This window comes from Glycomyces artemisiae, from assembly GCF_003002955.1.
In the GTDB taxonomy this organism is placed as follows: domain Bacteria; phylum Actinomycetota; class Actinomycetes; order Mycobacteriales; family Micromonosporaceae; genus Glycomyces; species Glycomyces artemisiae.
Genome location: NZ_PVTJ01000007.1, coordinates 183,542 through 205,851, shown reverse-complemented (window position 1 = coordinate 205,851; position 22,310 = coordinate 183,542). Strand labels below are relative to the sequence as shown.

The 22,310-nt window shown below is 72.8% G+C and carries 20 protein-coding genes and 1 pseudogene; 12 read left to right on the top strand and 9 right to left on the bottom strand.

What is annotated here, in order from left to right:
• The first annotated feature begins 77 nt into the window (after window positions 1-77).
• Window positions 78-1,325, top strand: coding sequence for an endo-1,4-beta-xylanase (locus B0I28_RS18580; protein ID WP_106365338.1), 1,248 nt, complete (start codon window positions 78-80; stop codon window positions 1,323-1,325).
• Between the two features lie 88 nt (window positions 1,326-1,413).
• Window positions 1,414-1,686 (top strand): DUF2277 domain-containing protein, encoded by a 273-nt coding sequence (locus B0I28_RS18575; RefSeq protein ID WP_106365337.1) that lies wholly within the window; start codon window positions 1,414-1,416, stop codon window positions 1,684-1,686.
• Between the two features lie 10 nt (window positions 1,687-1,696).
• Here B0I28_RS18575 and B0I28_RS18570 read toward each other — a convergent pair whose 3' ends face one another.
• On the bottom strand, window positions 1,697-2,599 hold the full coding sequence (locus B0I28_RS18570) for a 2-hydroxyacid dehydrogenase (RefSeq protein ID WP_106365336.1): 903 nt from the start codon (window positions 2,597-2,599) through the stop codon (window positions 1,697-1,699).
• 80 nt (window positions 2,600-2,679) lie between these two features.
• Window positions 2,680-3,270: a dihydrofolate reductase family protein gene (locus B0I28_RS18565; RefSeq protein ID WP_106365335.1), complete on the bottom strand. Its 591-nt coding sequence runs from the start codon at window positions 3,268-3,270 to the stop codon at window positions 2,680-2,682.
• Window positions 3,271-3,424: 154 nt separating this feature from the next.
• On the opposite strand from B0I28_RS18565, the gene B0I28_RS18560 reads away from it, so the two are divergent.
• Window positions 3,425-4,219 (top strand): class I SAM-dependent methyltransferase, encoded by a 795-nt coding sequence (locus B0I28_RS18560; RefSeq protein ID WP_106365334.1) that lies wholly within the window; start codon window positions 3,425-3,427, stop codon window positions 4,217-4,219.
• Window positions 4,220-4,222: 3 nt separating this feature from the next.
• On the opposite strand, the gene B0I28_RS18555 is transcribed toward B0I28_RS18560, so the two are convergent.
• Window positions 4,223-5,071 (bottom strand): SDR family oxidoreductase, encoded by an 849-nt coding sequence (locus B0I28_RS18555; protein WP_106365333.1) that lies wholly within the window; start codon window positions 5,069-5,071, stop codon window positions 4,223-4,225.
• 66 nt (window positions 5,072-5,137) lie between these two features.
• Here B0I28_RS18555 and B0I28_RS18550 point away from each other — a divergent pair, with 66 nt between their 5' ends.
• A complete protein-coding gene (locus B0I28_RS18550) occupies window positions 5,138-5,839 on the top strand; it encodes a hypothetical protein (RefSeq protein WP_106365332.1) in 702 nt (233 codons plus the stop codon).
• Between the two features lie 34 nt (window positions 5,840-5,873).
• Window positions 5,874-6,875: a TRM11 family methyltransferase gene (locus B0I28_RS18545; RefSeq protein WP_146148160.1), complete on the top strand. Its 1,002-nt coding sequence runs from the start codon at window positions 5,874-5,876 to the stop codon at window positions 6,873-6,875.
• A 22-nt stretch (window positions 6,876-6,897) separates the two neighbouring features.
• On the opposite strand, the gene B0I28_RS18540 is transcribed toward B0I28_RS18545, so the two are convergent.
• Window positions 6,898-7,800, bottom strand: coding sequence for an AraC family transcriptional regulator (locus B0I28_RS18540; protein WP_106365330.1), 903 nt, complete (start codon window positions 7,798-7,800; stop codon window positions 6,898-6,900).
• A 55-nt stretch (window positions 7,801-7,855) separates the two neighbouring features.
• Here B0I28_RS18540 and B0I28_RS18535 point away from each other — a divergent pair, with 55 nt between their 5' ends.
• The 3 genes from B0I28_RS18535 to B0I28_RS18525 are packed head-to-tail and all read left to right on the top strand — an operon-like array spanning window position 7,856 to window position 14,468.
• Window positions 7,856-11,191: a DUF5107 domain-containing protein gene (locus tag B0I28_RS18535; protein ID WP_106365329.1), complete on the top strand. Its 3,336-nt coding sequence runs from the start codon at window positions 7,856-7,858 to the stop codon at window positions 11,189-11,191.
• A 24-nt stretch (window positions 11,192-11,215) separates the two neighbouring features.
• Complete coding sequence (locus tag B0I28_RS18530; protein ID WP_106365328.1) at window positions 11,216-13,513, top strand: beta-galactosidase; 2,298 nt, start codon at window positions 11,216-11,218, stop codon at window positions 13,511-13,513.
• Window positions 13,514-13,550: 37 nt separating this feature from the next.
• Complete coding sequence (locus tag B0I28_RS18525; RefSeq protein ID WP_106365327.1) at window positions 13,551-14,468, top strand: dihydrodipicolinate synthase family protein; 918 nt, start codon at window positions 13,551-13,553, stop codon at window positions 14,466-14,468.
• 10 nt (window positions 14,469-14,478) lie between these two features.
• On the opposite strand, the pseudogene B0I28_RS18520 reads toward B0I28_RS18525, so the two are convergent.
• Window positions 14,479-14,736, bottom strand: a pseudogene (locus B0I28_RS18520) (response regulator transcription factor); the annotation flags it as partial.
• A 17-nt stretch (window positions 14,737-14,753) separates the two neighbouring features.
• On the opposite strand from B0I28_RS18520, the gene B0I28_RS18515 reads away from it, so the two are divergent.
• Complete coding sequence (locus B0I28_RS18515) at window positions 14,754-15,047, top strand: CPBP family intramembrane glutamic endopeptidase (protein WP_106365325.1); 294 nt, start codon at window positions 14,754-14,756, stop codon at window positions 15,045-15,047.
• A gap of 27 nt (window positions 15,048-15,074) precedes the next feature.
• Window positions 15,075-16,145, top strand: a complete 1,071-nt coding sequence (locus B0I28_RS18510) for an acyl-CoA dehydrogenase family protein (protein ID WP_106365324.1) — start codon at window positions 15,075-15,077, stop codon at window positions 16,143-16,145.
• Window positions 16,146-16,153: 8 nt separating this feature from the next.
• On the opposite strand, the gene B0I28_RS18505 is transcribed toward B0I28_RS18510, so the two are convergent.
• The gene (locus tag B0I28_RS18505; RefSeq protein ID WP_106365323.1) at window positions 16,154-18,061 is read right to left on the bottom strand and encodes a sulfatase-like hydrolase/transferase; all 1,908 of its coding nucleotides are present in this window, start codon (window positions 18,059-18,061) and stop codon (window positions 16,154-16,156) included.
• Between the two features lie 27 nt (window positions 18,062-18,088).
• On the bottom strand, window positions 18,089-19,003 hold the full coding sequence (locus B0I28_RS18500) for a formylglycine-generating enzyme family protein (protein ID WP_106365322.1): 915 nt from the start codon (window positions 19,001-19,003) through the stop codon (window positions 18,089-18,091).
• 255 nt (window positions 19,004-19,258) lie between these two features.
• Between B0I28_RS18500 and B0I28_RS18495 the strand changes: the two genes are divergently transcribed.
• A complete protein-coding gene (locus B0I28_RS18495) occupies window positions 19,259-19,804 on the top strand; it encodes a glyoxalase superfamily protein (RefSeq protein ID WP_106365321.1) in 546 nt (181 codons plus the stop codon).
• 48 nt (window positions 19,805-19,852) lie between these two features.
• On the opposite strand, the gene B0I28_RS18490 is transcribed toward B0I28_RS18495, so the two are convergent.
• Together B0I28_RS18490 and B0I28_RS18485 are read right to left on the bottom strand one after the other, a co-directional pair.
• A complete protein-coding gene (locus tag B0I28_RS18490) occupies window positions 19,853-20,413 on the bottom strand; it encodes a DUF4291 domain-containing protein (protein WP_106365320.1) in 561 nt (186 codons plus the stop codon).
• A gap of 128 nt (window positions 20,414-20,541) precedes the next feature.
• Window positions 20,542-21,156, bottom strand: a complete 615-nt coding sequence (locus tag B0I28_RS18485; RefSeq protein WP_106365319.1) for a TetR/AcrR family transcriptional regulator — start codon at window positions 21,154-21,156, stop codon at window positions 20,542-20,544.
• Window positions 21,157-21,263: 107 nt separating this feature from the next.
• On the opposite strand from B0I28_RS18485, the gene B0I28_RS18480 reads away from it, so the two are divergent.
• Window positions 21,264-22,229: an SDR family NAD(P)-dependent oxidoreductase gene (locus B0I28_RS18480; RefSeq protein WP_106365318.1), complete on the top strand. Its 966-nt coding sequence runs from the start codon at window positions 21,264-21,266 to the stop codon at window positions 22,227-22,229.
• Window positions 22,230-22,310: the final 81 nt, after the last annotated feature.

Here is a 22,310-nt window from a genome sequence, read left to right as displayed (position 1 = left end):
GGGCGGGCCCTTGACGTGGCGGCGCAAGCCTGCTGGAATACGGTTGCACCGAAAATTCCATGGAAAGCAGCGCTGTAATGTCAGAAACTTCCGGAACGCTCGCCCACCGGACCGCCGACGCCGTCGTCACGCTCACCCTCGACGGCGCGCCCCTCGCCGGAAGCGAGGTCGTCGTCGAGCAGACCCGGCACCGCTTCCTCTTCGGGTGCACCGGGTTCGACCTCGTCGGCCACGCGAACGGCTCCGCCGCCGACGCCGAGCGTGCCGCCCGCAACGCCGAGCTGTGGGAGGGCCTGTTCAACTTCGCGACCCTCCCGTTCTACTGGGGCCGTTTCGAACCCGAGCGCGGCAACCCCGACACCGAGCGCCTCCTCAAGGCCGCCCGCTGGTTCGCCGACCGCGGCCACCCCGTCAAGGGCCACCCCCTCGCCTGGCACACCGTCACCGCGGACTGGCTCCTCGACCTCGACAACGAGGAGATCGCCCGCGCCCAGGTCGACCGCATCACGCGCGAAGTGAGCGGCTTCGCGGGCGCGATCGACATGTGGGACGTCATCAACGAGGTCGTCATCATGCCGATCTTCGACAAGTACGACAACGGCATCACCCGCCTGTGCCGCGACATCGGCCGCATCCCCATGGTGCGCATGGTCTTCGACGCCGCCCGCGAGGCGAACCCCTCCGCGACCCTGCTGCTCAACGACTTCGACATGTCCGCGGCCTACGAGTGCCTCATCGAGGGCGTCCTCGAAGCGGGCATCCAGATCGACGTGCTCGGCCTCCAGAGCCACATGCACCAGGGCTACTGGGGCGAAGAGAAGACCGAGGCGATCCTCGACCGCTTCTCCCGCTACGGCCTCCCCATCCACTTCACCGAGACCACCATCCTCTCCGGCGAGCTCATGCCCCCGCACATCGAGGACCTCAACGACCACCAGGTCGACTCCTGGCCCTCCACCCCCGAAGGCGAAGCGCGCCAAGCCGACGAGATCGAACGCCACTACCGCACGCTCGTCGCCCACCCCTCCGTCGAGGCGATCACCTACTGGGGCATGAACGACGCGGGCATGTGGCTCGGCGCCCCCGGCGGCTTCGTGCGCGCCGACGGCACCCCCAAGCCCTCCTACGACCGCCTCCACCACCTCGTCAACGACGAGTGGGGCACCCCGCCCACCACCCTCGCCACCGACGCCGACGGCCGCGTGCGCTTCACCGGCTTCCTCGGCGACTACCGCATCACCGCCGCGGGCCGCAGCGTCGACCTCACCCTCTCCGAGCCCGGCGAGGCGCACGTGGAGGCGGCGCTCACCGCGGACGACCACTGAGCACGGCGTCCGGACGCGGACGGGCCGCGCGCTCCTGAGTCAGGGCGCGCGGCTGCGGGCTGTCGGTGGGGCGTGTCAGGGTTGGGGCATGTGCCGAAGCATTCAGACGCTGTTCAACCTCGACCCCGTCGCCACCGATGAGGAGGTCGCCGCCGCGGCGCTCCAGTACGTGCGCAAGCTCAGCGGGTCGACGAAACCGTCGAAGGCCAACCAGGAGGCCTTCGACAAAGCCGTCGAGGCGGTCGCCGCCGCCACCAGGGAGCTGCTGGACTCCCTCGTGACGGCGGCGCCGCCCCGCGACAGGGAAGAGGAGGCCGCGAAGGCCAAGGCGCGCGCGGCCGCGCGCTTCGGCACCGCCTAGAACGGGCGGGTCAGTAGCCGTTCACCACGGTGTTGGCGAGCGGCTCGCCAGCGGCGAACCGGCGGATCTGGTCGCCGACCGGCGGATAGACCCGGCCGATGAACCCGTCGACCGCGCCGCCCACGTGCGGGGTGATGAGCGCGCCTTCGAGGCCCCACAGCTCGTGGTCCGCAGGCAGCGGCTCGGGCTCGGTCACGTCGAGGGCGCACCGGATTCGGCCCGTGCGGACCTCCGCCGTCAGCGCGTCGGTGTCCACGACCCGGCCGCGCGCGGCGTTGACCAGGAGCGCGCCGTCCTTCATGCGCGCGAGGAACGCGGCGTCCACGAGCTTCTCGGTCTCGGGCGTCAGCGGCACGATGATGACCACGACGTCGGCCTTCGGCAGCAGGTCGGGCAGGTCCTCGATGGTCCCGACGCCCGGCCGCGCCGTGCGGGCGATCTTCACGACGTCCACGTCGCCCGCCGCGAACCGCCGCGCCACGGACTCGCCGATCGACCCGGCGCCCACGATGAGCGCCGTCGCGCCCGTGAGCGTCCCGGTGAACCCGGCCGCCCACTCGCGAGCCGCCTGGTGCCGCGCGAACGCGTCGAACCGGCGGATCGACGCGAGCGTCGCCGCCTGGATCCACTCCGCGGTCGTCTCGGTGTGCGCGCCCCGGTTGTCGCACAGCGCGACCCCCTCGGGCATGATCGGAATCCACTTCTCGGCCCCGGCGCTGAGGATCTGCACCGCGGCGAGCCCCGTCATCGCCTTGAGCTTCTCCTCGTCCACGCCGCCGCCCCCGGCGACCAGCAGCTTCACGTCGGCCGGGTCGGAGGGGAACTCGCCGCCGTCCCAGACCTCGACCTCGGCACCGTCGGGGAGGACTCCGAGGTGCGCCAGCCCCGCTTCATGAGCGATCCAGATCTTCATGCGCCCATCCTATGGCGCGCGCCGCCGGGCGCCACCCGGCCGACCGGTAAGCCCGAGGATCGGTCACAAGCGGCCGGAGTTCAGCCCCGCCGCACCGGGTACCGCAGGTGCACCGCGCGCTTGCCCTGGACCACCTCCGGGTCCTCCAGCAGCAGATGCCCGGTGTCGAAGGCCGCGAAGTACGGCACGCCCTCGCCGAACAGCACCGGCACCAGGCTCACGCACACCTCGTCGACCAGCCCGAGCGCCAGCGCCTGCTGCGTGATGGTCGCGCTGGCGATCGTCACGTCCCGCTCCCCGGCGATCTGCCGCGCCCGCTCGATCGCCGCGGCGACGCCGTCGACGAACACGGTCCGCGGCCACCGCTCCGCGGCGTCCTCGGGCACCGTGTGCGAGACGACCACGACCGGCGCGCCCGCCGGATGCCTGTCGTCCCAGCCGCCGGTCATGTCGAACAGCCGCCGCCCCGCGACGATCGCACCGCAGTGCTCGGTCAACTCCTTCAAGATCGGCGCGCTCGCGGCGTCGACCCTGAACTCGACGCGCTCGTTCGCACTGGGCACCGCGACGTCTCCGGCCTCGTACCACTCGAACAGCTCGCCGACCTGGTCGTCGGGCTGCGCGATGAACCCGTCCAGCGACATCGTCATGTGGCTCTGCACCTTGGTCATGCCCGCTCCGTTCCGCCTCGTGCGCAGGCCGAGCGCCGGCGCTACAGGTTGAGACGAGGCGGCCGCTCCGGATTCATCGCCCGGCGGGCTCGGCCCGGAACATGCGCCCGGTTCGTACAAGACGGGCGCCGGACCGCGGCCGTACGGTCGGGCCATGTCCGACACCGCATCGAACGCCGCAGTCCGAAACGCCGCAGTCCAAGGCGAGCTCTGGAGCAGCGACCCGCAGGCCTGGGCGCGCACCGCCGAATGCCGCATCCTGCCGCTCTACGAGCGCATCCTCCAACGCCTGCAACCGGAACCCGGCACGCGGCACCTCGACGCCGGGTGCGGCGCGGGCCTGTTCGCGAGTCTCGCCGCCCATACCGGCGCCGACGTGACCGGCCTCGACGCCGCCGCCGGCCTCATCGAGTACGCCCGCGCCCAACGCCCCGGGCCCCGCTACGTCCTCGGCGACCTCGCCCGGATGCCGTTCCCCGACAACGGCTTCGACACCGTCACCGCCTTCAACTCGGTCCACTACGCCGCCGACCCGCGCCGCGCGCTCGCCGAGCTCGCCCGCGTGACGGCGGAAGGCGGCCGGGCGGTGCTCACGGTCGGTGCCGGGCCCGACCAGGCCCGGAGCGCCGCGCTCATCAATCCGCTCGCCGCCCGCGGCGAAGTCCCCGGCCCCTTCGACCTCACCGACGCCGCCGCCGCGCGAGAAGCCCTTCGCGACGCCGGATTCACGGAGGCCACCACGTTCGACATCGCCTTCGACGTCGACTACACGTCGATCGCGGACGCCGTCGCGGCCCAGCTCCCGGCGGGCCCCGTCGCGGCCGCGGTGCGCCATTCCGGCCGCGCCGCAGTCGAATCCGCGTTCCACGAGCTGTTCGGGCCGCTCGCCCGCGCCGACGGCACGGTCCGCATGCGCCTCGTCTTCCGCTGCCACGAAGCCCGGCGCTGAGGCTCAGACGAGGTGCCGCCACGAGTCGGGCTCATTGCGCAGGAACTCCTCCAGCGTCCAAGGGCGCCGCCCCGTGACGTGCTCGATCGTATGGCTGGTCACCGAGGTCTCGCCGGTCGCAACGGCCTTGTACGACCCGGCCCATCCGGCGATCTGCCACTCCTCGGCCCCCGCACGGGAGGCGCGCGCCTCCTCGTCGGTCTCGGCCACGTACCTGATGTCGGCGCCGACGACCCGGCCGAGGATCCGCGCCGACTCCTCCAAGTTCAGCGGCTCGGGGCCGGACACGTCGTAGATCCGGTCGGCATGGGCCGCATCGGTGAGCACTTCCGCGGCGAGCCGCGCCACGTCGTGCCGGGCGACCCACGCGACCCTGCCGTTCCCGGCCGGGCCGCGGATCTCCCCGTCCTGCACGAAGAGCGGCAGCATGTCCGCGTACAGCGCGTTCCGCAGCGCCGTGAGCCGCAGCCCCGACTCGACGATGAGCTGCTCGGTGAGCGAGTGCTCCCGCGCGAACGTGAACGTCGCGAGCGGCGACGCGCCCATGAACGAGGTGTAGACGACCCGCTCGACCCCCGCCGCCACCGCGGCCGCCACGGCGCTGCGGTGCTCGGGCATCCGGTCCTCGCTCTCGTGCGCGGACACCAGGAACAGCGTGTCCACCCCGGTCAGCGCCTCCCGCAGCGCCTCCCCGTCCTCGAACGACGCGACCGCGACCTCCGCGCCCGCGACGTCCGGTGCCCGCGACGCGTCCCGCACCACCAGCCGCTGCGCGGCCCCGCGCTCGGCGAGCAGCCGCGCCACCCTCGACCCCAGCTGCCCGCTCGCCCCGGTCACCCCGATGATCCCCACGACTGCGTCTCCTTCCGTCCCGACCAGTATTCAGCCCGCCTGGAACGCACGGGCTTCAATGCATACATGAGCATCCACTCGTTCCACCTCGCCCGCGTCCCCCTCCGCACGGCCCTCGGCGCGCTCGCGCGGCGGCCCGCGGCGCCGGGCCTGGACCGCGTCGAGGTCCTCGCCGGGATGCGGCTCGGCGCCCCGGTCGTCTCCCGCCACCGCATGCGGCTGCGCCACCTCGCCGTCTTCGCCGAGTGGACCGACGAAGCGGCGCTCGACGCGTTCCTCTCGGAGCATCCGCTCGGCCGGGCGCTCGCGACCGGCTGGCACGTGCGGCTCGCCTACCTGCGCCGCTGGGGCGCGGTCCGCGCCTTCGACCACCTCCCCGCGGACACGGGCCGCACCGACCCGGCCGAACCCGTCGTCGCCGTGACGCTCGCGCGCATGCGCCTCCCCGAGCTGCCGCGCTTCCTCCACTGGGGCAGGCCCGTCGAACGCCAGGTCCGCGACCACCCCGAGACGACGCTCGCGCTCGCCGCGATGCGGCCGCCGCGCACCGTCGTCACCTTCTCGGTGTGGACCAGCGCCCGCGCCATGACCGGCATGGTCTTCGGCCGCGACGACGGCCCCGCCGCCCGGCTCCACCACGAGGCCATGGCCGAACGCGAGCGCCGCGACTTCCACCGCGAGTTCACCACCCTCCGCTTCCGCCCGCTCGCCGAGCACGGCTCGTGGGAGGGCCGCACGGGCATCGTCCCGCCCGGCGAGCGCTATTGAGCCGGTTCGCGTTCGCGGCCTGTACGATCCACCGGTGCGCTATTACATTCAGTTCCCTGCCGGGACCGGTGGACTGGTAGAGGAATCCCTCGGCTCCTATGCGACCGGGGTGGACGTCGCCTATGCCGACGACAGCGCCATGGTGTTCGACGCCGATTCCGCGCCCGAGGACATCGAGCGCATTCCCTTCGCGAAGAACTCCTTCTCCGTGATCGCCGACGTGCCCCGGGAGCGACTCGAAACGGCCGCCTTGGACATCGCCGACTTCATCGCCGAGGACCGGTTGGACAGCGGCGCCCGCACGTTCCGGCTCATGTTCCATGTGGACGGCGAACTGGTCGGCATCGGCGCCCGCGCCCGGCGCCGCCTCGAATCCGCCGTCTCGTACGCCTCCGGGCAGCGCGTCGCGCCCAGCGGCGCGGGCGAGGAGTACTGGATCGTCGGACGCACCGAATACGACCGGTTCATGTTCTGCCGCAGGCACAACCGCCCGAAACTCCCCGCGAAGGCCCGCGGCGCCGTCTCCCACGAGCTCTCGGCGATGCTCGTCGCGGCCTCCCGGCCCGAGCCCGCCGACGTGTTCCTGGACCCCTTCGCCGGATCGGGCTCGTTCGTGGAGGCCCGGCTGGCATTCCCGGCGCAGCGCATCATCTATTCCGATACCGCATTGCGACTGCTGCGCGACGAATTCACCGACCGCATTCGGGACGGCCGCGCGATCGAATTCCTCGCCGACGACGCACTCGAACTCCCCTCCATCGCAGACCGCAGTATCGATGTCATCGTCACCGATCCGCCCTGGGGCGAATTCGAGGAACTCGAATTGCCGGTCCCCGAATTCCTCGACCGAATGGCGCGGTCCTTCGACCGGGTGCTGCGCACCGACACCGGCAGGCTCGTGGTCCTCACCGCGCGCCGGATCGCCCCCGTCGCGGAAGCGGCCCTGGAGCAAGCGGGCTTCGCCCTGAACGCCGCCCACGGCATCCTCGTCAACGGCCACCCGGCCACCGTCATCATCGGCGGCCGACCGGAGTGAACCGGTCCCGCCTCGGCTGACGTCAGGTGCCGACCGGGCGGCTCCGGTAGGCGGTGGGGGTCGTGCCGTGAACGCGGGTGAACTGGCGCGAGAAGTACATCGGGTCGTCGAACCCGGCTTCGCGGGCGACCGCGGCGATGGGGAGGTCGGAGCCGTCGAGGAGCTCGCGGGCGCGCGTCATGCGCAGGTTCACCTGGAACTGGAGGGGCGAGACGCCGAGGTTGTCGCGGAACAGCGACGTCAGCTGCGAAGCGCTGAGGCCGACCATCGAGGCCAGCGCCGTCACCGACGTGCGGTGCGGGGACGTGGCGCGCAGGTGGTCCACGGCCCGCTCCAGCGGGTTGAGCGTCGGACCCGGGTTGCGGCGCCCGGTCGCGATGACCTCGGCGATCGCGTGCCAGGCGGCGCCGGAAGCGCGGATGAGCGAGGAGAGGGTGAGTCCTGAGTCGAGGGCGTCGATCACCTGCGACACCAGGCTCGCCACGGGCGCGGGGTCGCGCAGGTGGGTGACCCGGCCGTCCGCGGCGGCGTGTGCGCTCTTGACGAGGTCGGCGGCGTCCGAGCCGGTGAAGTGGAACCACCAGAGCGTCCACGGGTCGGTCTCGGAGGCGCCGTAGGCGTGGGGGCGGTCGGCGGGCAGGAGGACCGCGCCGCCGCGCGACACCGCGAACTCGGCGCCCTCGGAGCGGCACCAGCCCTCGCCGTCGGTGCAGACCAGGAGGATCTGCTGGGGCGCGCCGCGCGGGCGGGAGCGGCCGTGCCGGGCCGCGTGGGGGAAGTACCCGGCGTCGGTGACCAGGAGCTTCCCGGTCACCGGGTGCCGCAGTGCCCGGTCGGCGATGGAGCCGGGGACGACCAGCATGCGCTGGCCCGCGAAGCCCTCGCGGACCCCGTCGGCATCGGTGACGGTCGTCGGTTCGTCCATGTCCTCCAGTGAAATGACCATCGACTTCGATGTCAAGGGTCCATACGCTCGAACCATGTCGACCGAAGCGTCCAAGATCGTGCTGCCCGACGCCCCCGCCGAGCTCGCCGACCTGCCCGTGCGCGCCTGGCGGGAGGCGGTCGCGATCGACACGTACGCGCCCGCAGCGCCGGACCGGTACCCGGCCTACCTCGACCAGCGCGTCTACCAGGGCTCCTCGGGCGCGGTGTACCCGCTGCCGTTCATCGACGCGATCGAGCGCGAGAAGGCGCCGCGCGAGTGGGACGCGGTGCACTTGGAGAACGAGTATGTGCGGCTCATGGTCCTGCCGGAACTGGGCGGGCGCATCCACATCGGGTACGACAAGACCCGCGGCTACGACTTCTTCTACCGCAACGAGGTCGTCAAGCCCGCGCTCGTCGGGCTCGCGGGGCCGTGGCTCTCCGGCGGCGTCGAGTTCAACTGGCCCCAGCACCACCGCCCCGCGACGCACCTGCCGACCGAGGCGTGCATCGAGCACGAAGACGATGGGGCCGTGACGGTCTGGTGCTCCGACCACGACCCGTTCGCGCGCATGCAGGGCATGCACGGCATCCGGCTGCGGCCCGGCAGCGCCCTGATCGAACTGCGCGGGCACCTCGTCAACCGCACCGACGAGGTGCAGACGTTCCTGTGGTGGGCCAATGTCGCGGCCGAGGTCCACGACGACTACCAGTCGTTCTTCCCCACCGACGTGCGCGTCGTCGCCGACCACGCCAAGCGCGCCACCACCACGTTCCCCGCGGCCGAGGGCCGCTACTACGGGGTCGACTACCCCGCGCAGCGCACGGCCGAGCGCCCCGACGGCGACCGGCTCGACTGGTACCGCAACATCCCCGTCCCCACCTCCTACATGTGCCTGGGCACCGAGGACGACTTCTTCGGCGGCTACGACCACGCCGCGGGCGCGGGGTTCGTGCACTGGGCCGACCACCGGACCGCGCCCGGCAAGAAGCAGTGGACCTGGGGCAACGCGCCCTTCGGCTGGGCCTGGGACTCGCATCTGACCGACACCGGCGGGCCTTACGTGGAGCTCATGGCCGGGGTCTTCACCGACAACCAGCCCGACTTCGCGTTCCTCCGGCCCGGCGAGACGCGGACGTTCTCCCAGTACTGGTACCCGATCCAGGACACCGGCCCCGTCCATCAGGCCACATTGGATGCCGCGGTGCGCCTCGACGTCGACGGTGAGCGCGTGCGGATCGCCGCGGCGACCACCGCCCCGCGCCCCGGCGCCCGAGTGGTGCTGCGGCACGGCGACCGGATCGTCCACGAGACGGCCGCGGACCTCGCCCCCGGCGCCCCGCACGTCGAGGAGCTGTACCTGCCCGAGGCCGTCGAGGCGACCGGCCTGGAGCTGGCCGTCGAGCACGGCGGCGCGACCCTCGTGTCCTGGCGTCCCCGGCCCGAGCCCGCCGAACCGGCTGCTGCCGAGCCCGCCACCGAACCGCCTGCGCCCGAAGCGGTCCCGTCAACGGACGAGCTGTACCTCACCGGTCTCCACCTCGACCAGTACCGCCACGCCACCCGCCCGCCCGAGCCCTACTGGCGCGAGGCCCTGCGCCGCGACCCCGGCGACGCCCGCTGCAACACCGCGCTGGCCGCGCGGCTCATGCGCGCCGGGCGCCTCGCCGAAGCCGAAGCGCACCTGCGCACCGCGGTCGCACGCCTCACCCGCCGCAACCCCAACCCCCGCGACGGCGAGGCCCACTACCGTCTCGGCCTCGTCCTCGCCCGCCAAGGCAAGGAAGCAGGAGCCAAGGCCGCCTTCGGGAAAGCCCTCTGGGACGCGGCGTGGGCCGACGCCGCCACGGTCGCCACCGCCCGCCTCGACCTCGCCGCGGGCCGCGACGCCGAACCGGCGCTGCGCGACCTCGTCGCCCGCAGTTCCCGCCACACTCAGGCCCGCAACCTCCTCGCGGCAGCGCTGCTGCGCCGCGGCGACCGGACCGGCGCCGCCGCCGTCACCGCGGACACGCTGCGCGACAACCCGCTCGACGCCTGGGCCCGCGACCTCGCCGCCCGCCTCGGACTCGACGCCGAACTCACCACCGACCCCACGATCGCCCTCGACACGGCCCTCGAATACCGCGCGATCCGCGACGACGAGGCCGCGATCGACCTTCTCACGAAGGCCGCGTCCCTCACCCCCGCCCCCGGGCAGGTCAACGTCGCCCCCATCGCCTGGATCCACCGCGCCGACCTCGAATTCGAACGCGGCGACACCGCCGCCGCCGACCATGCGCTGCAACAGGTCCACGCGCTCGACCGCACCTGGTGCTTCCCCTCCCACACCGAGGACGACGCCCTCGCGCGCCTGCGCGGGCACCGCCCCGACGACCCGGTCCTGGCCGCGCTCGCCGGCCACCGCCTCTACGCAGCGGGCCGCCGCACCGAGGCGATCACCGCCTGGGAGGCCGCCGCGCCCACCGGCGACCCAGTGGTGCTCCGCAACCTCGGCGTCGCCGCCCACAACGTCCAAGGCGACGCCGAGCGCGCCGCCGCCTGGTACGCGCGCGCCCGCGCCGCCGCCCCCGACGACGCCCGCCTGCTCTACGAGGCAGACCAGCTCGACGCCCGCCGAGGCGTCGACCCCGCCGAACGCCTTGCCGCCCTTGCCGACCGCCGCGACCTCGTCGCCACCCGCGACGACCTCACCGTGCAGTTCGCCGAGCTCCTCACCGCCGCCGGACGACCGGGCGACGCGGTCGACGTGCTCGCGGGCCGCGCCTTCCAGCCGTGGGAAGGCGGTGAAGGGCGAGTGCTCGCCGCGTGGGAGGACGCCCACCTCCACCTCGCCCGCACCGACCCGGGCCGCGCCGCCGCGCACGCCGAAGCCGCCCTCAACCCGCCCCGCAGCCTCGGCGAGGCCCGCCACCCGCTCGCCAACACCGCGGACCTCCACCTCGCCCTCGGCGACGCGCTCGCCGCCACGGGAGAGGACGTCGCGGCCCGCGCCGCCTGGGAGCAGGCCGCCGCGCAGGACGGCGACTTCCAGGGCATGCAGGTCAAAGCCCACTCCGAGCACACCGCCGCCGCCGTCACCGCGCTGCGCCGCCTCGGCGAGCACGACCGCGCCGCCGCACTGCGCGACGACCTCGCGCAGTACATCGAGGAGCAGTCGCAGGAGACCGCGACGATCGACTACTTCGCGACCTCGCTTCCGACCATGCTCCTGTTCACCGCCGACGTCCAGGCCGAGCACGACACCCGCGTGATCGTCCTCCGCGCCCAGCTCGCGCACCTGGACGGCGACCCCGGCAGGGCCGCGGACCTGGCGCGCCGCGCCCTCGCCCGCGACCCCCTCAACGGCCACGCCCGCACCGTCGCCGCCCTCGCCACGCGACGCTGACCACGAAGCGCGCAAAGGAGCGTCATGCACGAGCAAGCCCACGACCTGCGGGTCTTCGCCCCGGAGCCGCCCCTGCGCGGCCACCTGCCCTTCGGTGAACCCCCCGGCGCGCCGGACCGGATCGAGGTCACCAGCAGGTGGTTCGAACGCGGCGGCCGCCCGTGGTTCCCGATCACCGGCGAGATCCACTACGCCCGCATCCCCCGCGAGCGCTGGAGCGAGGTCCTCGGCCACGCCCGCGCGGGCGGCCTCGACTCCGTCGCCACCTACGTCTTCTGGGCCGTCCACGAACCCGAGCCGGGCCGCTTCGAGTGGACCGGCAACCGCGACCTGCGCGCCTTCATCGAACTCGCTGCGGCCCACGGCCTCGACGTGATCGTCCGCATGGGGCCGTGGGGCCACGGCGAGTACCGCAACGGCGGCTTCCCCGACTGGCTCGTCGAACGCGGCCTCAAGACCCGCACCAACGACCCCGACTACCTCGCGCTCGTGCGCGCGCTCTACGCGCAGATCATCGCCCAGCTCGACGGGCTCACCCACGCCGAAGGCGGGCCGGTCGTCGGCGCGCAGGTCGACAACGAGCTGTACGACCGGCCCGACCATCTCGCCCGACTCCGTGAGATCGCCGAGGACCTCGGCCTTCGCGTGCCGTTCTGGACCGCGACCGGCTGGGGCGGCGCGCAGGTGCCCGACACGCTCCTGCCGGTCTACAGCGCCTACTCCGAGGGCTTCTGGGAGGACTCGACCGTCGAGTGGCCCGCCTTCGCGCCCTTCCACTTCCGCTACTCCGAGGTCCGCGACGACCTCAGCGTCGGCGCCGACCTGCGCGAAGCCCTCGACGGCATCGCCGCCGAGGCCGCCGAACCGCTCAAGCACGACGACCGCACCCCGTTCGCCACCTGCGAACTCGGCGGCGGCATGCACGTCGCCTACCACCGCCGCCCGCTCGTCTCACCCGAGGACGTCGCCAACCTCGCGCTCGCGAAGATCGGCTCCGGCTCGGCCTGGCAGGGCTACTACATGTACGCGGGCGGCACCCAGCGCACCGGACCCCATGGGACCGAACAGGAGTCGCACGACACCGGCTACCCCAACGACGTCCCGGCGCTGACGTACGACTTCCACGCGCCGATCGGCGAGTACGGCCAGATCCGGCCCCACCACCACGCCCTGCGCCGCCAGCACCTCTGGCTCCAGACCGAAGGCCGCCGCATCGCCGCCATGGCCTCCACTGTGGGCGGCGGCGACGAAGGCCCCGACGAGCTGCGCTGGGCCGTGCGCTCCGACGGCCGCAGCGGCTACCTCTTCACCACCACCTACCAGCCGCCCAAGCGGCCGATCGCCGCCCAGCCCGGCGTCCAGTTCACCGTGCGCTTCGGCGACGCCGAGGTCACCGTCCCGACCGAGCCGATCGACCTCCCCGCGGGCGTCTCGGTCGCCTGGCCGCTGCGCCACGCGCTCACCGACACCCTCGAACTCCGCAGCGCCACAGCGCAACTGCTCACCCGCCTCGACGACCTCGTGGTCCTGGCCGCCACCGACGGCGTCCCGGTGGAGATCGTCCTCGGCGACGGCACTCTCGTGGACCTCCCCGCCGCGCCCGGCCCGGACTGCCTCATCGACCTCGACGGCGTCCGCCTCCTGATCCTCGACGACGCGAGCGCGAATCGCCTCTACCGGCTCCCGTTCGCCGGCCGCGACCGCCTCGTCCTCGCCGACGCCCCGGTCTACGCCCAGGACGGTGGCCTCGTCGTCCACACCGACCACGAGGAGGTCGCGGTCGCGGTCCTCCCCGCCCCGGACGCCCTCGAAGCCGAAGGCGCCCAAGTCGAGACAGCGGGCAGCGAAGGCCCGTGGACACGCTGGACGATCACGGCCCCTGGCGTCGGCCCCGTTCCGCTCGCCGTCGACCAGCCCGGTCCCGCGACCGCCCCCGAGCCCCGCCGCGGCGGCCCCATGGACCGCCTCAGCGCCCCGACCGACTACTCCGGCGCGGCGCAGGTCCACCTCGCCGTCCCCGACCTCGGCGACGCCGACCGGGTCCTGCTGCGGCTCGACTGGACCGGCGACACCGGCCGCGCGTACATCGGCGACGCGTTCGTCGGCGACCACTTCTGGCACGGCCGCGTCTGGGACCTCGACCTGAGCGCCCACCGCGACGCCGTTGCAGTGCACGGCGTCCGCCTCGAACTCCTGCCCTGGCGACGGAGCACCGGCGTCTGGGTCGACCCTTCGGTCCGCGACGTCGAAGACGGCATCACCATCCGCTCGGCAACGATCGTCCGCATCGGCAAAGTCATGCTCCGCGCGGTGCCGTCATGATTGACTCCGGCCCACACGCAAGGAGGAACGAACCATCATGACCACCACGCTGACCGGCGTGATGCCGGTCGCGCCGACCGTGTTCACGCAGGATGAGGCCCTGGACCTGGACGGGCAGCGCCGCGTCGTCGAGTTCCTCATCGACGCCGGATCGGACGCCGTCTGCATCCTCGCCAACTACTCGGAGCAGTTCTCGCTCGACGACAGGGAGCGCCTCGAAGTCCTGGAGACGAGCCTCGACGCCGCCGCGGGGCGCGTCCCGGTCACCGTCACCACCAGCCACTTCAGCACCCGGATCGCCGCCGAGCGCAGCCTTCAAGCGCAGGAGCGCGGCGCGGCCGTGGTCATGCTCATGGCGCCGTTCTTCGGGACCACCGTGCGCTGCAACGACGACGACGTGGTCGAGTACTTCAAGCGCGTCGCCGACGGCCTCGACGTCGACATCATGATCCAGGACGCCCCGATGAGCGCCACCCCGCTCTCCGTGCCGCTCCTCGCCCGGATCGCCGCGGCCGTGCCGCAGGTGAAGTACGCCAAGATCGAGGTCGCCCGCGCCGCCCAGAAGATCCGCGACCTCGCCGCGCTCGCGGGGGAGGACCTTCCCGGCCTGTTCGACGGCGAGGAGTCGGTGACCCTCCTCCCCGACCTCGACGCGGGCGCGGTCGGCACCATGTGCAGCGCGCTCCTGCCCGACCTGCTCGGGCCCGCGGTCCGCGCCCACCTCGACGGCGACCGCGAGAACGCCGCGGCCGCATGGGAAGCGGCCCTCCCGCTCATCCAGTACGAGAACCGCCAGTGCGGCCTCCGGGCGGCCAAGATCGTGCTCGCCGAAGGCGGCGTGATCGCCTCGGACACCTGCCGGGCCCCGTTCGAGTCCGTGTCCGCCGAGACCCGCGCGGGCCTGCTCGAACACGCCCGCCGCCGCGACCTCCTCGCCCTGCGCTGGGCGAAGTGAGGGGAAGGGACTAGTTCCGGAGGTAGGCGAGCACCGCGAGCACGCGCCGGTTCGTGTCCTCGTCAGGGGGCAGGCCGAGCTTCGCGAGGATCGAGCCGACGTGCTTGCCGACCGCCGCCTCCGAGACGTACAGGCCCCGCGCGATCGACTGGTTCGAGCGGCCCTCGGCGATCAGGCCGAGCACTTCCCGCTCCCGTTCCGTCAACGCCCCCAACGGGTCCCGGTGGCGGCGCACCAACTGCGCGATGACCTGCGGGTCGAGGACCGTGCAGCGACGCCCCGGGCTTGACGCTCGCGACCTGGGCCGCGCAGATCGTCGCCCAGGCCGTGATCCTGGCGTGGCTGTTCCTGCGCTCGGGCTCGATCTGGGTCCCGAGCCTGGCGCACGCGGGCAACAACCTCGTGATCGGCACGTTCTCCGAGCCGCTGCTCGGCGGGTTCGCGCCGTGGGAGGTGAACCTGCTCCAGGCCGCGCCCCTGCTGGTCCTGTGCGCCTGGATCGTCCTGACCGGCCGCCTCAGTCCGGAACCGCAGCGCCGCAAGGAAACCGACAATACTCGGATTGCTCCGATAGGATAAGTGGGAATTTGAGGTGAGGAGCAGAGGATGACGACGGTCGCGGGTGCCCCGGTCATAGCAGCGGTCGCGCGGTACGCGGAGGAGGAGCTGCGGCCCGCCGCGATGGACGTCGACGCCGCCGAGGTCCCCGCCGCCACGATCGAGCGGCTCCGCGGCCTCGGCGTCCTCAACCACCTCGCGCCCGCCGCGTTCGGCGGCGCGGGGCTCGACCGCGACGCCGACCGGCTCCTCCACGAGATCCTGTCCGGGGCCTGCTTCAACACCTGGCTCGTGTGGGCCCAGCACGCGCCGTTCGTCGGCCGCCTCGCCGCGAACCTGAACTCCGGGCCCTCACCGCTCGCCGAGCGGCTGCTGCGCGGCGAGATCCTCTGCGGCGCAGGCATCAGCGACGTGCGCCGCTACCCCGACCGGTACGTCGCCGCGACCCGCACCCCGGGCGGCTGGGTCTTCGACGGCACCCTGTCCTGGGTCAGCGGCTGGGGCCTGAGCGAAGTCCTCGCCGTCGCCGCCGTCGATCCCGGCACCGCCGAAGTGGTCACGGCGCTCGTCCCCGTCTCCGACCGCACCATCGCGACCCCGCTGCGCCTGAGCACGGTCACCGGCAGCCGCACCGAGCGCGTGCGCCTCGACCGCGTCCCCGTCGCCGACGAGAACGTGCTCTCCGTGCAGTCCTTCGACGAATGGCGCCTCGCCGACGCCGCCCTCTCCGGCGACGCCCGCCCCCACCTCTTCGGCCTCGCCGAGGCCGTCCTGCGCGACCTCGACGCCGAACCCCACGAGGCCGCCCGCGAGTGCGCCGCCGCCTGGCGCCCGCAGATCGCCCGGTTCCGCGCCCACGCCTACGGCCTGGCCGACGAGGCCGCCGACACCGAAGGGCCGCACCGCATCGAGGAGCGCCTGGCCCTCAAGGTCACGGTCCTGGAGGCCCTCGGCACCCTGACCCGGGCGCTCACCGCATCCCGCTCCGGCCACGGCATCGCCGCCGGCGACCGCGCCCAGCTCCTCGCCCGAGCGGCGCAGTTCTGCCTCGTCCAGGGCCAGTCCGCGGCCGTCCGCGACGCGCACCTGAAGCGGCTCACCGCGGCCGCTTCAGGTTAGCGACGCGGTCAGGCGAGGCCGAGGATCGCGGCCTGGACCTCCGGCGTGGGCGCGTACTCGCCGCGGAGCACGAAGCGGAGGTAGTTGGCGGCAATGCCGATATAGGTGCCGGTCTCGGGGCCCGCGACGGCGTCGAGCACGTCGAGCGCCGCGGCGGCGTCCTCGGCCGGAATGCAGGTGAGGGCCTCGACGGCCTGGAGCCGCACGGGGTCCGGCGCGTCGGCGTCGCCCAGCACGCCGGCGAGGTAGTCGACCGCCTCGCCGCCGCGTCCCAGCCGCGCGAGGGTCTCGGCCGCGGCGATGCGCACCTGCGGGATCTCCTCGGCGTCGCCCAGGACCGCCTGGAGGTCGTCCTCGACATCGTCGCGGCGCAAGAGGTCCGCGGCGGCGAGGATGAGCAGGCCCTGCACACCCCAGTAGCGCACCACCTCGTTGCCGTCGTTCAGCGCCCGCGTGAACTTCGCCGTGTTCGACCGCTTGCGCTGAATCGCCGAGTCCGCCAGCGTTTTGACCCGCTCGATGGGGAACGCCCCGCGCGCTCGCGACTGGTCGTACCCTTCGGCCGCGGCGCCCTCGGGGATGAACCCGTTGTCGTGCACGGCGATCAGATGCTCGTCAAGAGCGGCGGCGAGTCGACGCCGCACACGGCGCAGGTGCGGCTCGTCGATGAGGTTGGCGACCTCGTCGGGGTCGGTCTCCAGGTCGTAGAGCTCTTCGGCGGGCTTGGGCCGCCACCAGCGCTCCTGGACCTCGTCGAGCGCGCCGTCGAGGTGGAGCCGCTCCCAGTCGAGGACGCCGAGCTGCTGGAACAGGTACGCCACGTGCTGGTTGTAGATCCGGTGGGGCGCATAGTTGCGGATGTAGCGGTAGCGCCCGTCCCTGACGGTGCGCACGAAGTCGTACCGCGCGTCCATCCGGTTGCGGGCGCCGAAGGCGTACTCGGGGCGGCGGCGCGCCTCCAGCAGCGAGGTCCCGTCGAAGTGGCCGGGGACGTCGAGCCCGGCGAGTTCGAGGACCGTGGGCGCGTAGTCGAGCGTCGTCACCGGATCGGCGACCACCGCGCCGGGCTCGGCGGGCGCGAGGTGCGCCCACTTGTCGGGGAAGACGGCGATCAGCGCGGTCCGCAGCCCCGAGTCGTAGACATAGCGCTTGGAGCGGGGGAGCACGCCGCCGTTGTCGGAGTAGTAGAAGACGATAGTGTCCTCGGCGAGCCCCGCGGCTTCGAGCTCGGCGAGGCGGTCGGCGACCTGCGCGTCGACGCGGGTGATGTTGTCGTAGTAGTGGGCCCGGTCGGCGCGGGTGTTCACGGTGTCCGGCGTGTACTCGGGCAGCTCGGCGTCGGCGGGGTCGTGGACGCCGGTGGGCTCGCTCGACCACAGCGACGACTCGTGCGTCGTCATGTGGTTGAAGATCGCGAAGAACGGCTGGCCGGGCTCGCGTCCCGTCCAGGAGGCGTTGGGGCCGTTGGCGTCCCAGGTCGCGGCCAGGTCGATGTCGGTGTTGTAGTCGGTCTTGTTGCTGTTCGACGTGTAGTACCCGGCCTCGCGCAGGTACTGCGGGAAGCCCAGGAGCCAGTCGGGGCGCAGTCCCGAGGCGCGCATGTGGTGGGCGGGGCCGCAGGACTCGGGGGCCTTCCCGGTGATGATGGAGAAGCGGGTCGGAGCGCACACGGGGTAGGTGGAGAAGGCGTTGGCGTACAGGATGCCCCGCTCGGCCAGTGCGTCCAAAGTGGGCGTCTGTGCCTGGTCGTCGCCGTACGCGCCGAGGAACGGGCTGTGGTCCTCGGCGACGAGCCAGAGGATGTTCGGCCGCTCGGCGTCCTGGGCTGCGGCTGCGGCTGCGGCGGGCAGGGCCGCCGTCCCGGCGATCGCGCCGCCGAGGGCGAGGACGGCGCGGCGGGAGGTGCGGTTCGACATGGGGAGTCCTTCAGTTGTGGTCGATTGCTATGCGGCGACGCGGAAGCCGACGTTGCCGCTGGAGCTGTCCGGGGTGTTCGCGGACCGGGCCGCGACCCGGTAGCGGTTGCAGTACGAGTCGTGGCACATGTGGGAGCCGCCGCGCATGGCCTTGGCCCGCCCCTGCTCGGGGCCGCGCGGGTCGAGGCCGGGGGCGTGGTCGCGACCGAACCAGTCGGCGGTCCACTCCCAGACGTTCCCCACCGTGTTGTACAGGCCGAACCCGTTGGGCTCGAACGACTTCGCGGGAGCCGTGGCGAGGTACCCGTCCGCTGCGGTGTTCTCCCTCGGGAAGTCGCCGCGCCAGATGTTCGCGCGGTGTCGGCCGTCCGGCTCGAACTCGTCGCCCCAGGGGTAGACGGCCTGTTCGAGCCCGCCCCGGGCGGCGAACTCCCACTCGGCCTCGGTGGGCAGGCGCGTGCCCGACCAGGCGCAGTACGCCTGCGCGTCGTTCCAGGAGACGTGGGTGACGGGGTGGTCGCCGCGCTCTTCAGTGTCGGAGCCGGGGCCCTCCGGGGCCCGCCAGGTGGCGCCGTCGACCGAGCGCCACCACGGCGCGGTCGGGACGCGCGGCGAGACCTCGGCGATGCGCGGGTCGAGGAACCCGTCGAACACGAACGAGTATCCGAAGTCCTCGGCCTCGGTCTTGTACCCGGTCGCGTCGACGAACCCGGCGAACTGCTCGACCGTGACCGTCGTGGCCGCGATCCGGAACGGCGACAACTCGACCCGCCGCACCGGCCCCTCGGCGTCCTTCGGATGCCCGATGCCGTCCTCGGCGCCCATGAGGAAGACCCCGCCGTCGAGCCCGATCAAGTCCGCGGCCCGGACCGCGAGCGCGGCGGCCGCAGGCGCTCGACCTGACGAGCGCACGGGACGTCCTGGGGCGCAACACGAATCCATGGGGCTCCCTGAGATGAGACGGCTATGGCGCGGCACCAGCCTATGCCGGGCCGCGCCCATAGTCAACTTATCCTATGGGAATTATCGATTACTCTTGCCCGCTATACTCGGCTGCGGCTGATGCGGCCGGCCGCCTGCGCCCGCTCGGGCATGGTGAACGCATCGCGATTCGCGCCGGTTCGGACCCTTCCCAGTGGCGAACCCGTCAGCAACGCAGGCACTGACCACGGCTTTCGCCCTACGAAGGACGACATCATGCGCGACTTCCGCGACGCCAAGGCCATGGCCAAGGCCCTCCGTGCCGAACTGGCCCGCCTCGGCCTGGCCGACGTGACCCACAGCCAGAGCCTCGAAATCGTGGCGGCCCAGTTCGGATTCGGCAACTGGAACATCCTCGCCGCCGAACTCAGCGCGGTCGAGCACCAGAACACGGACGGCATCGCCTTGCAGGCCCCCACCCCGGTCCTGCGGATCTTCTCCGTCGAGAAGGCCAGGGAGTTCTACCTCGACTACCTCGGCTTCACCCTCGCCTGGGAGCACCGCTTCGAGGACGGCCTGCCCCTCTACATGCAGATCGAACGCGGCCGCACGGTCTTCCACCTGAGCGAGCACCACGGCGACGGCAGCCCCGGCACCGTCGTCTTCGTCCCCATGACCGGCCTCGACGCCTTCCACCGCGAACTCAGCGCCAAGGACTACCCCAACCTGAACCCCGGCATCGAGACGGAGCCCTGGAACGCCCGCTCCATGACCGTCACCGACCCGTTCAGCAACACCCTGCGCTTCAACGAATACCGGTAGCCCTTCGAGCGGTGTCGCACATCGTGGAGCGTTGTCAAGACCGGGGTGTCAGGGGCGCAGGCGCCGTTCCAGATCGGCCGGGAGCGGGTAGGCGCGCTCGGGCGGCAGCAGGCGCTGCGCCTTCGCGGCGCCGCCGCTCTGGATCAGGTCGGCCGCCTTGCGGACCTGCGGCGTGAGGTCGGTCAGGGACACCGTCCACTCCTCGGCGAAGGCGCGGATCAGGTGGCGGCCGACGCCGACCTGGATGCTGTAGTGGTTGAGCGCGGCGCCGCGGACCGAGCGCTCGGGGTCCCACTGGACGTGGACGGCGGCCTTGGCGAGCGCGGCCGGATCGCCGGTGGTGAGCGCGGCGCTCGCGAGCGCCTCCTCCCAGCCGTCCCGGGTGATCCGCACGGCGAGGATGCGCTCCTGACCGGACTTGCGGGCCCAGTTGCTGCGGTGCATGAGCCACAGGAACGACGGCTTGATCCACGTCATCCGGTTGAACGAGAACGGCGCGGTGAACCGCCCGGCGCGCAGCGCCGCATCGGCGATCGCGGGCGCATACGCCTGGTAGACGACGATGGTGCGGGCGTCGAAGTCGGCGCGGATCTCATACGGGGAGGCCATGCCCCGCAGCGTGTCATCGAGGCGCGCTCCGAGGCAATCGCGTTTCCCGTCGCGGCCGTTGCGCGGGCGTTGCGCGGGCGCTGTGCACGAGCTGTTCGCCCCGATGAGCCCCAAATGAGGCCCGAACTTCACTCGCCGAGTGCGTCCAGTGCCGACAGCCCGATCTCTGCCGCGCGGCGCATCGCCGCGGTCGTCTCGGCCGCCGAGTCGCCGTCCTGGAGGCTTGCGACGGCCGCTGCGCTGACCGCGCCTACGACGGCGCCGACGATGCTCGGGGCGGTGGTGCGGTCGAGGACGTCCGGGTACGCCTCGTGCAGGGCCTCCGCGATGCGGGCCTGGGCGGTGAACACGGCGTGCAGGAGGCGCGCCCGCACGGCGGGGGAGTCGGCGATGAGGCGGGCGCGGAGCGCCGCCATGCCGCTCGGGAGGTCGCGGGCGGCCGTGTCGTCGATCATCGCGGTCAGGGACCGGGCGAGGACGTCCCGCAGCGGCGCGTCCGGTTCGCGCTCCTCGATCACCCGCAGCGCCAGGTCGAGCCGGGCCCGGCCGTCGCTGATGAGGACGTCCTCCTTGGTCGGGAAGTGCAGGAAGAACGTGCGCTTGCTGACGTCGGCCGCCTCGGCGATGTCGGCGACGCCGGTCGCCTCGTAGCCGCGCTCGGCGAACAGCCGCGCGGCCGTCTCGATCAGGTTCCGCCTGGTCTGCTGCTTCTTGCGCTCGCGGCGCCCCGTCTCCTCCGGCACCCGGCCAGCATAGTGCACCCCGAATATCAATGCACCCGGTATACTTATAGACCAGGTGCATTGATATGTTCGTTCCGCAAGCACCGCATGCAGACAGGAGACCCGCGATGAACGACTTGCAGGGCCGCACGGTCCTCGTCACCGGAGCAGGCCGCGGCATCGGCCGCGCCGAGGCCCTCCACCTCGCTTCGCTCGGCGCCAACGTCGTCGTGAACGACCCCGGCGTCGCCGTCGACGGCCACGGGGGCGACGCGAGCGTCGCCGAAGCCGTCGCCGCCCAGATCCGCGACCGCGGCGGCCGCGCGGTCGCCGACACCGGCAGCGTCACCGACTGGGATGCCGCCGAACGCATGGTCGCGCTGGCCGTCGCGGAGTTCGGCGACCTCCACGCGGTCGTCAACAACGCCGCCACCGAGGTCAACAAGGGACTGGAGCGGCTCACCGAAGCCGAGTTCGACGGCGTCGTCGCCGTGAAGCTCAAGGGCGCCTTCGCCGTCAGCCGCTGGGCCGCCGCGCACTGGCGCCGCCGCCGGGACGCCGGGGACCGGGCCGGCCGCGCGATCGTGAACACCGCCTCCGGCTCCGGGCTCTACAACCCGCTGCCGACCCAGTCGAACTACGCCTCGGCGAATGCCGCGGTCGCGGCCATGACCACCGTGCACGCCCTCGAACTCGGCCGCCTGGGCGTGCGCGTCAACTGCGTCGTCCCCTCGATGGTCCGCACTCGACTCACCCTCGGCGTCCCCGGCATGGACGACGCCCCGGACGGCCCCGACCCGAAGGACCCGGCCGTCGTCGCGCCGCTCGTGTCCTATCTGGTCGGTCCCGACTGCGCGTTCACCGGGCAGGTCCTGTCGGTGCGCGGCGGCGCGGTCACCCCGGTCCGCGGCTGGGAGCTCGGGGAGGGGATCGAGCCGGAAGGCACCGCCTGGACCCAGGCGGAACTGGCGGCGCGGCTCGGCGCGCTGCCCTTGCAGGACCCCTTCGACCGCCTCGCCGCCTCGCTCGGCTCCGCCCTCGGAACCCAAGGGCGGCAGGACATCGAGGCGATGATCAGCGCCCAGCTCGACTAGCCGCACCGCCGTGCGGCTTCGAGCCGTGTACTGCCAGTGCCTCCCGGTCCGGCCGCCTCGGGCCTACCATCGGAGGCCTGT

Bases quoted from the DNA above. Each gene is read 5' to 3' on its own strand.
- B0I28_RS18565 (WP_106365335.1), bottom strand. From the start codon at position 3,270: ATGACCAAGGTGCAGAGCCACATGACGATGTCGCTGGACGGGTTCATC.
- B0I28_RS18550 (WP_106365332.1), top strand. From the start codon at position 5,138: ATGAGCATCCACTCGTTCCACCTCGCCCGCGTCCCCCTCCGCACGGCC.
- B0I28_RS18540 (WP_106365330.1), bottom strand. From the start codon at position 7,800: ATGGACGAACCGACGACCGTCACCGATGCCGACGGGGTCCGCGAGGGC.
- B0I28_RS18580 (WP_106365338.1), top strand. From the start codon at position 78: ATGTCAGAAACTTCCGGAACGCTCGCCCACCGGACCGCCGACGCCGTC.
- B0I28_RS18505 (WP_106365323.1), bottom strand. From the start codon at position 18,061: ATGTCGAACCGCACCTCCCGCCGCGCCGTCCTCGCCCTCGGCGGCGCG.
- B0I28_RS18535 (WP_106365329.1), top strand. From the start codon at position 7,856: ATGTCGACCGAAGCGTCCAAGATCGTGCTGCCCGACGCCCCCGCCGAG.
- B0I28_RS18500 (WP_106365322.1), bottom strand. From the start codon at position 19,003: ATGGATTCGTGTTGCGCCCCAGGACGTCCCGTGCGCTCGTCAGGTCGA.
- B0I28_RS18570 (WP_106365336.1), bottom strand. From the start codon at position 2,599: ATGAAGATCTGGATCGCTCATGAAGCGGGGCTGGCGCACCTCGGAGTC.
- B0I28_RS18480 (WP_106365318.1), top strand. From the start codon at position 21,264: ATGAACGACTTGCAGGGCCGCACGGTCCTCGTCACCGGAGCAGGCCGC.
- B0I28_RS18490 (WP_106365320.1), bottom strand. From the start codon at position 20,413: ATGGCCTCCCCGTATGAGATCCGCGCCGACTTCGACGCCCGCACCATC.
- B0I28_RS18575 (WP_106365337.1), top strand. From the start codon at position 1,414: ATGTGCCGAAGCATTCAGACGCTGTTCAACCTCGACCCCGTCGCCACC.
- B0I28_RS18525 (WP_106365327.1), top strand. From the start codon at position 13,551: ATGACCACCACGCTGACCGGCGTGATGCCGGTCGCGCCGACCGTGTTC.
- B0I28_RS18495 (WP_106365321.1), top strand. From the start codon at position 19,259: ATGCGCGACTTCCGCGACGCCAAGGCCATGGCCAAGGCCCTCCGTGCC.
- B0I28_RS18530 (WP_106365328.1), top strand. From the start codon at position 11,216: ATGCACGAGCAAGCCCACGACCTGCGGGTCTTCGCCCCGGAGCCGCCC.
- B0I28_RS18510 (WP_106365324.1), top strand. From the start codon at position 15,075: ATGACGACGGTCGCGGGTGCCCCGGTCATAGCAGCGGTCGCGCGGTAC.
- B0I28_RS18560 (WP_106365334.1), top strand. From the start codon at position 3,425: ATGTCCGACACCGCATCGAACGCCGCAGTCCGAAACGCCGCAGTCCAA.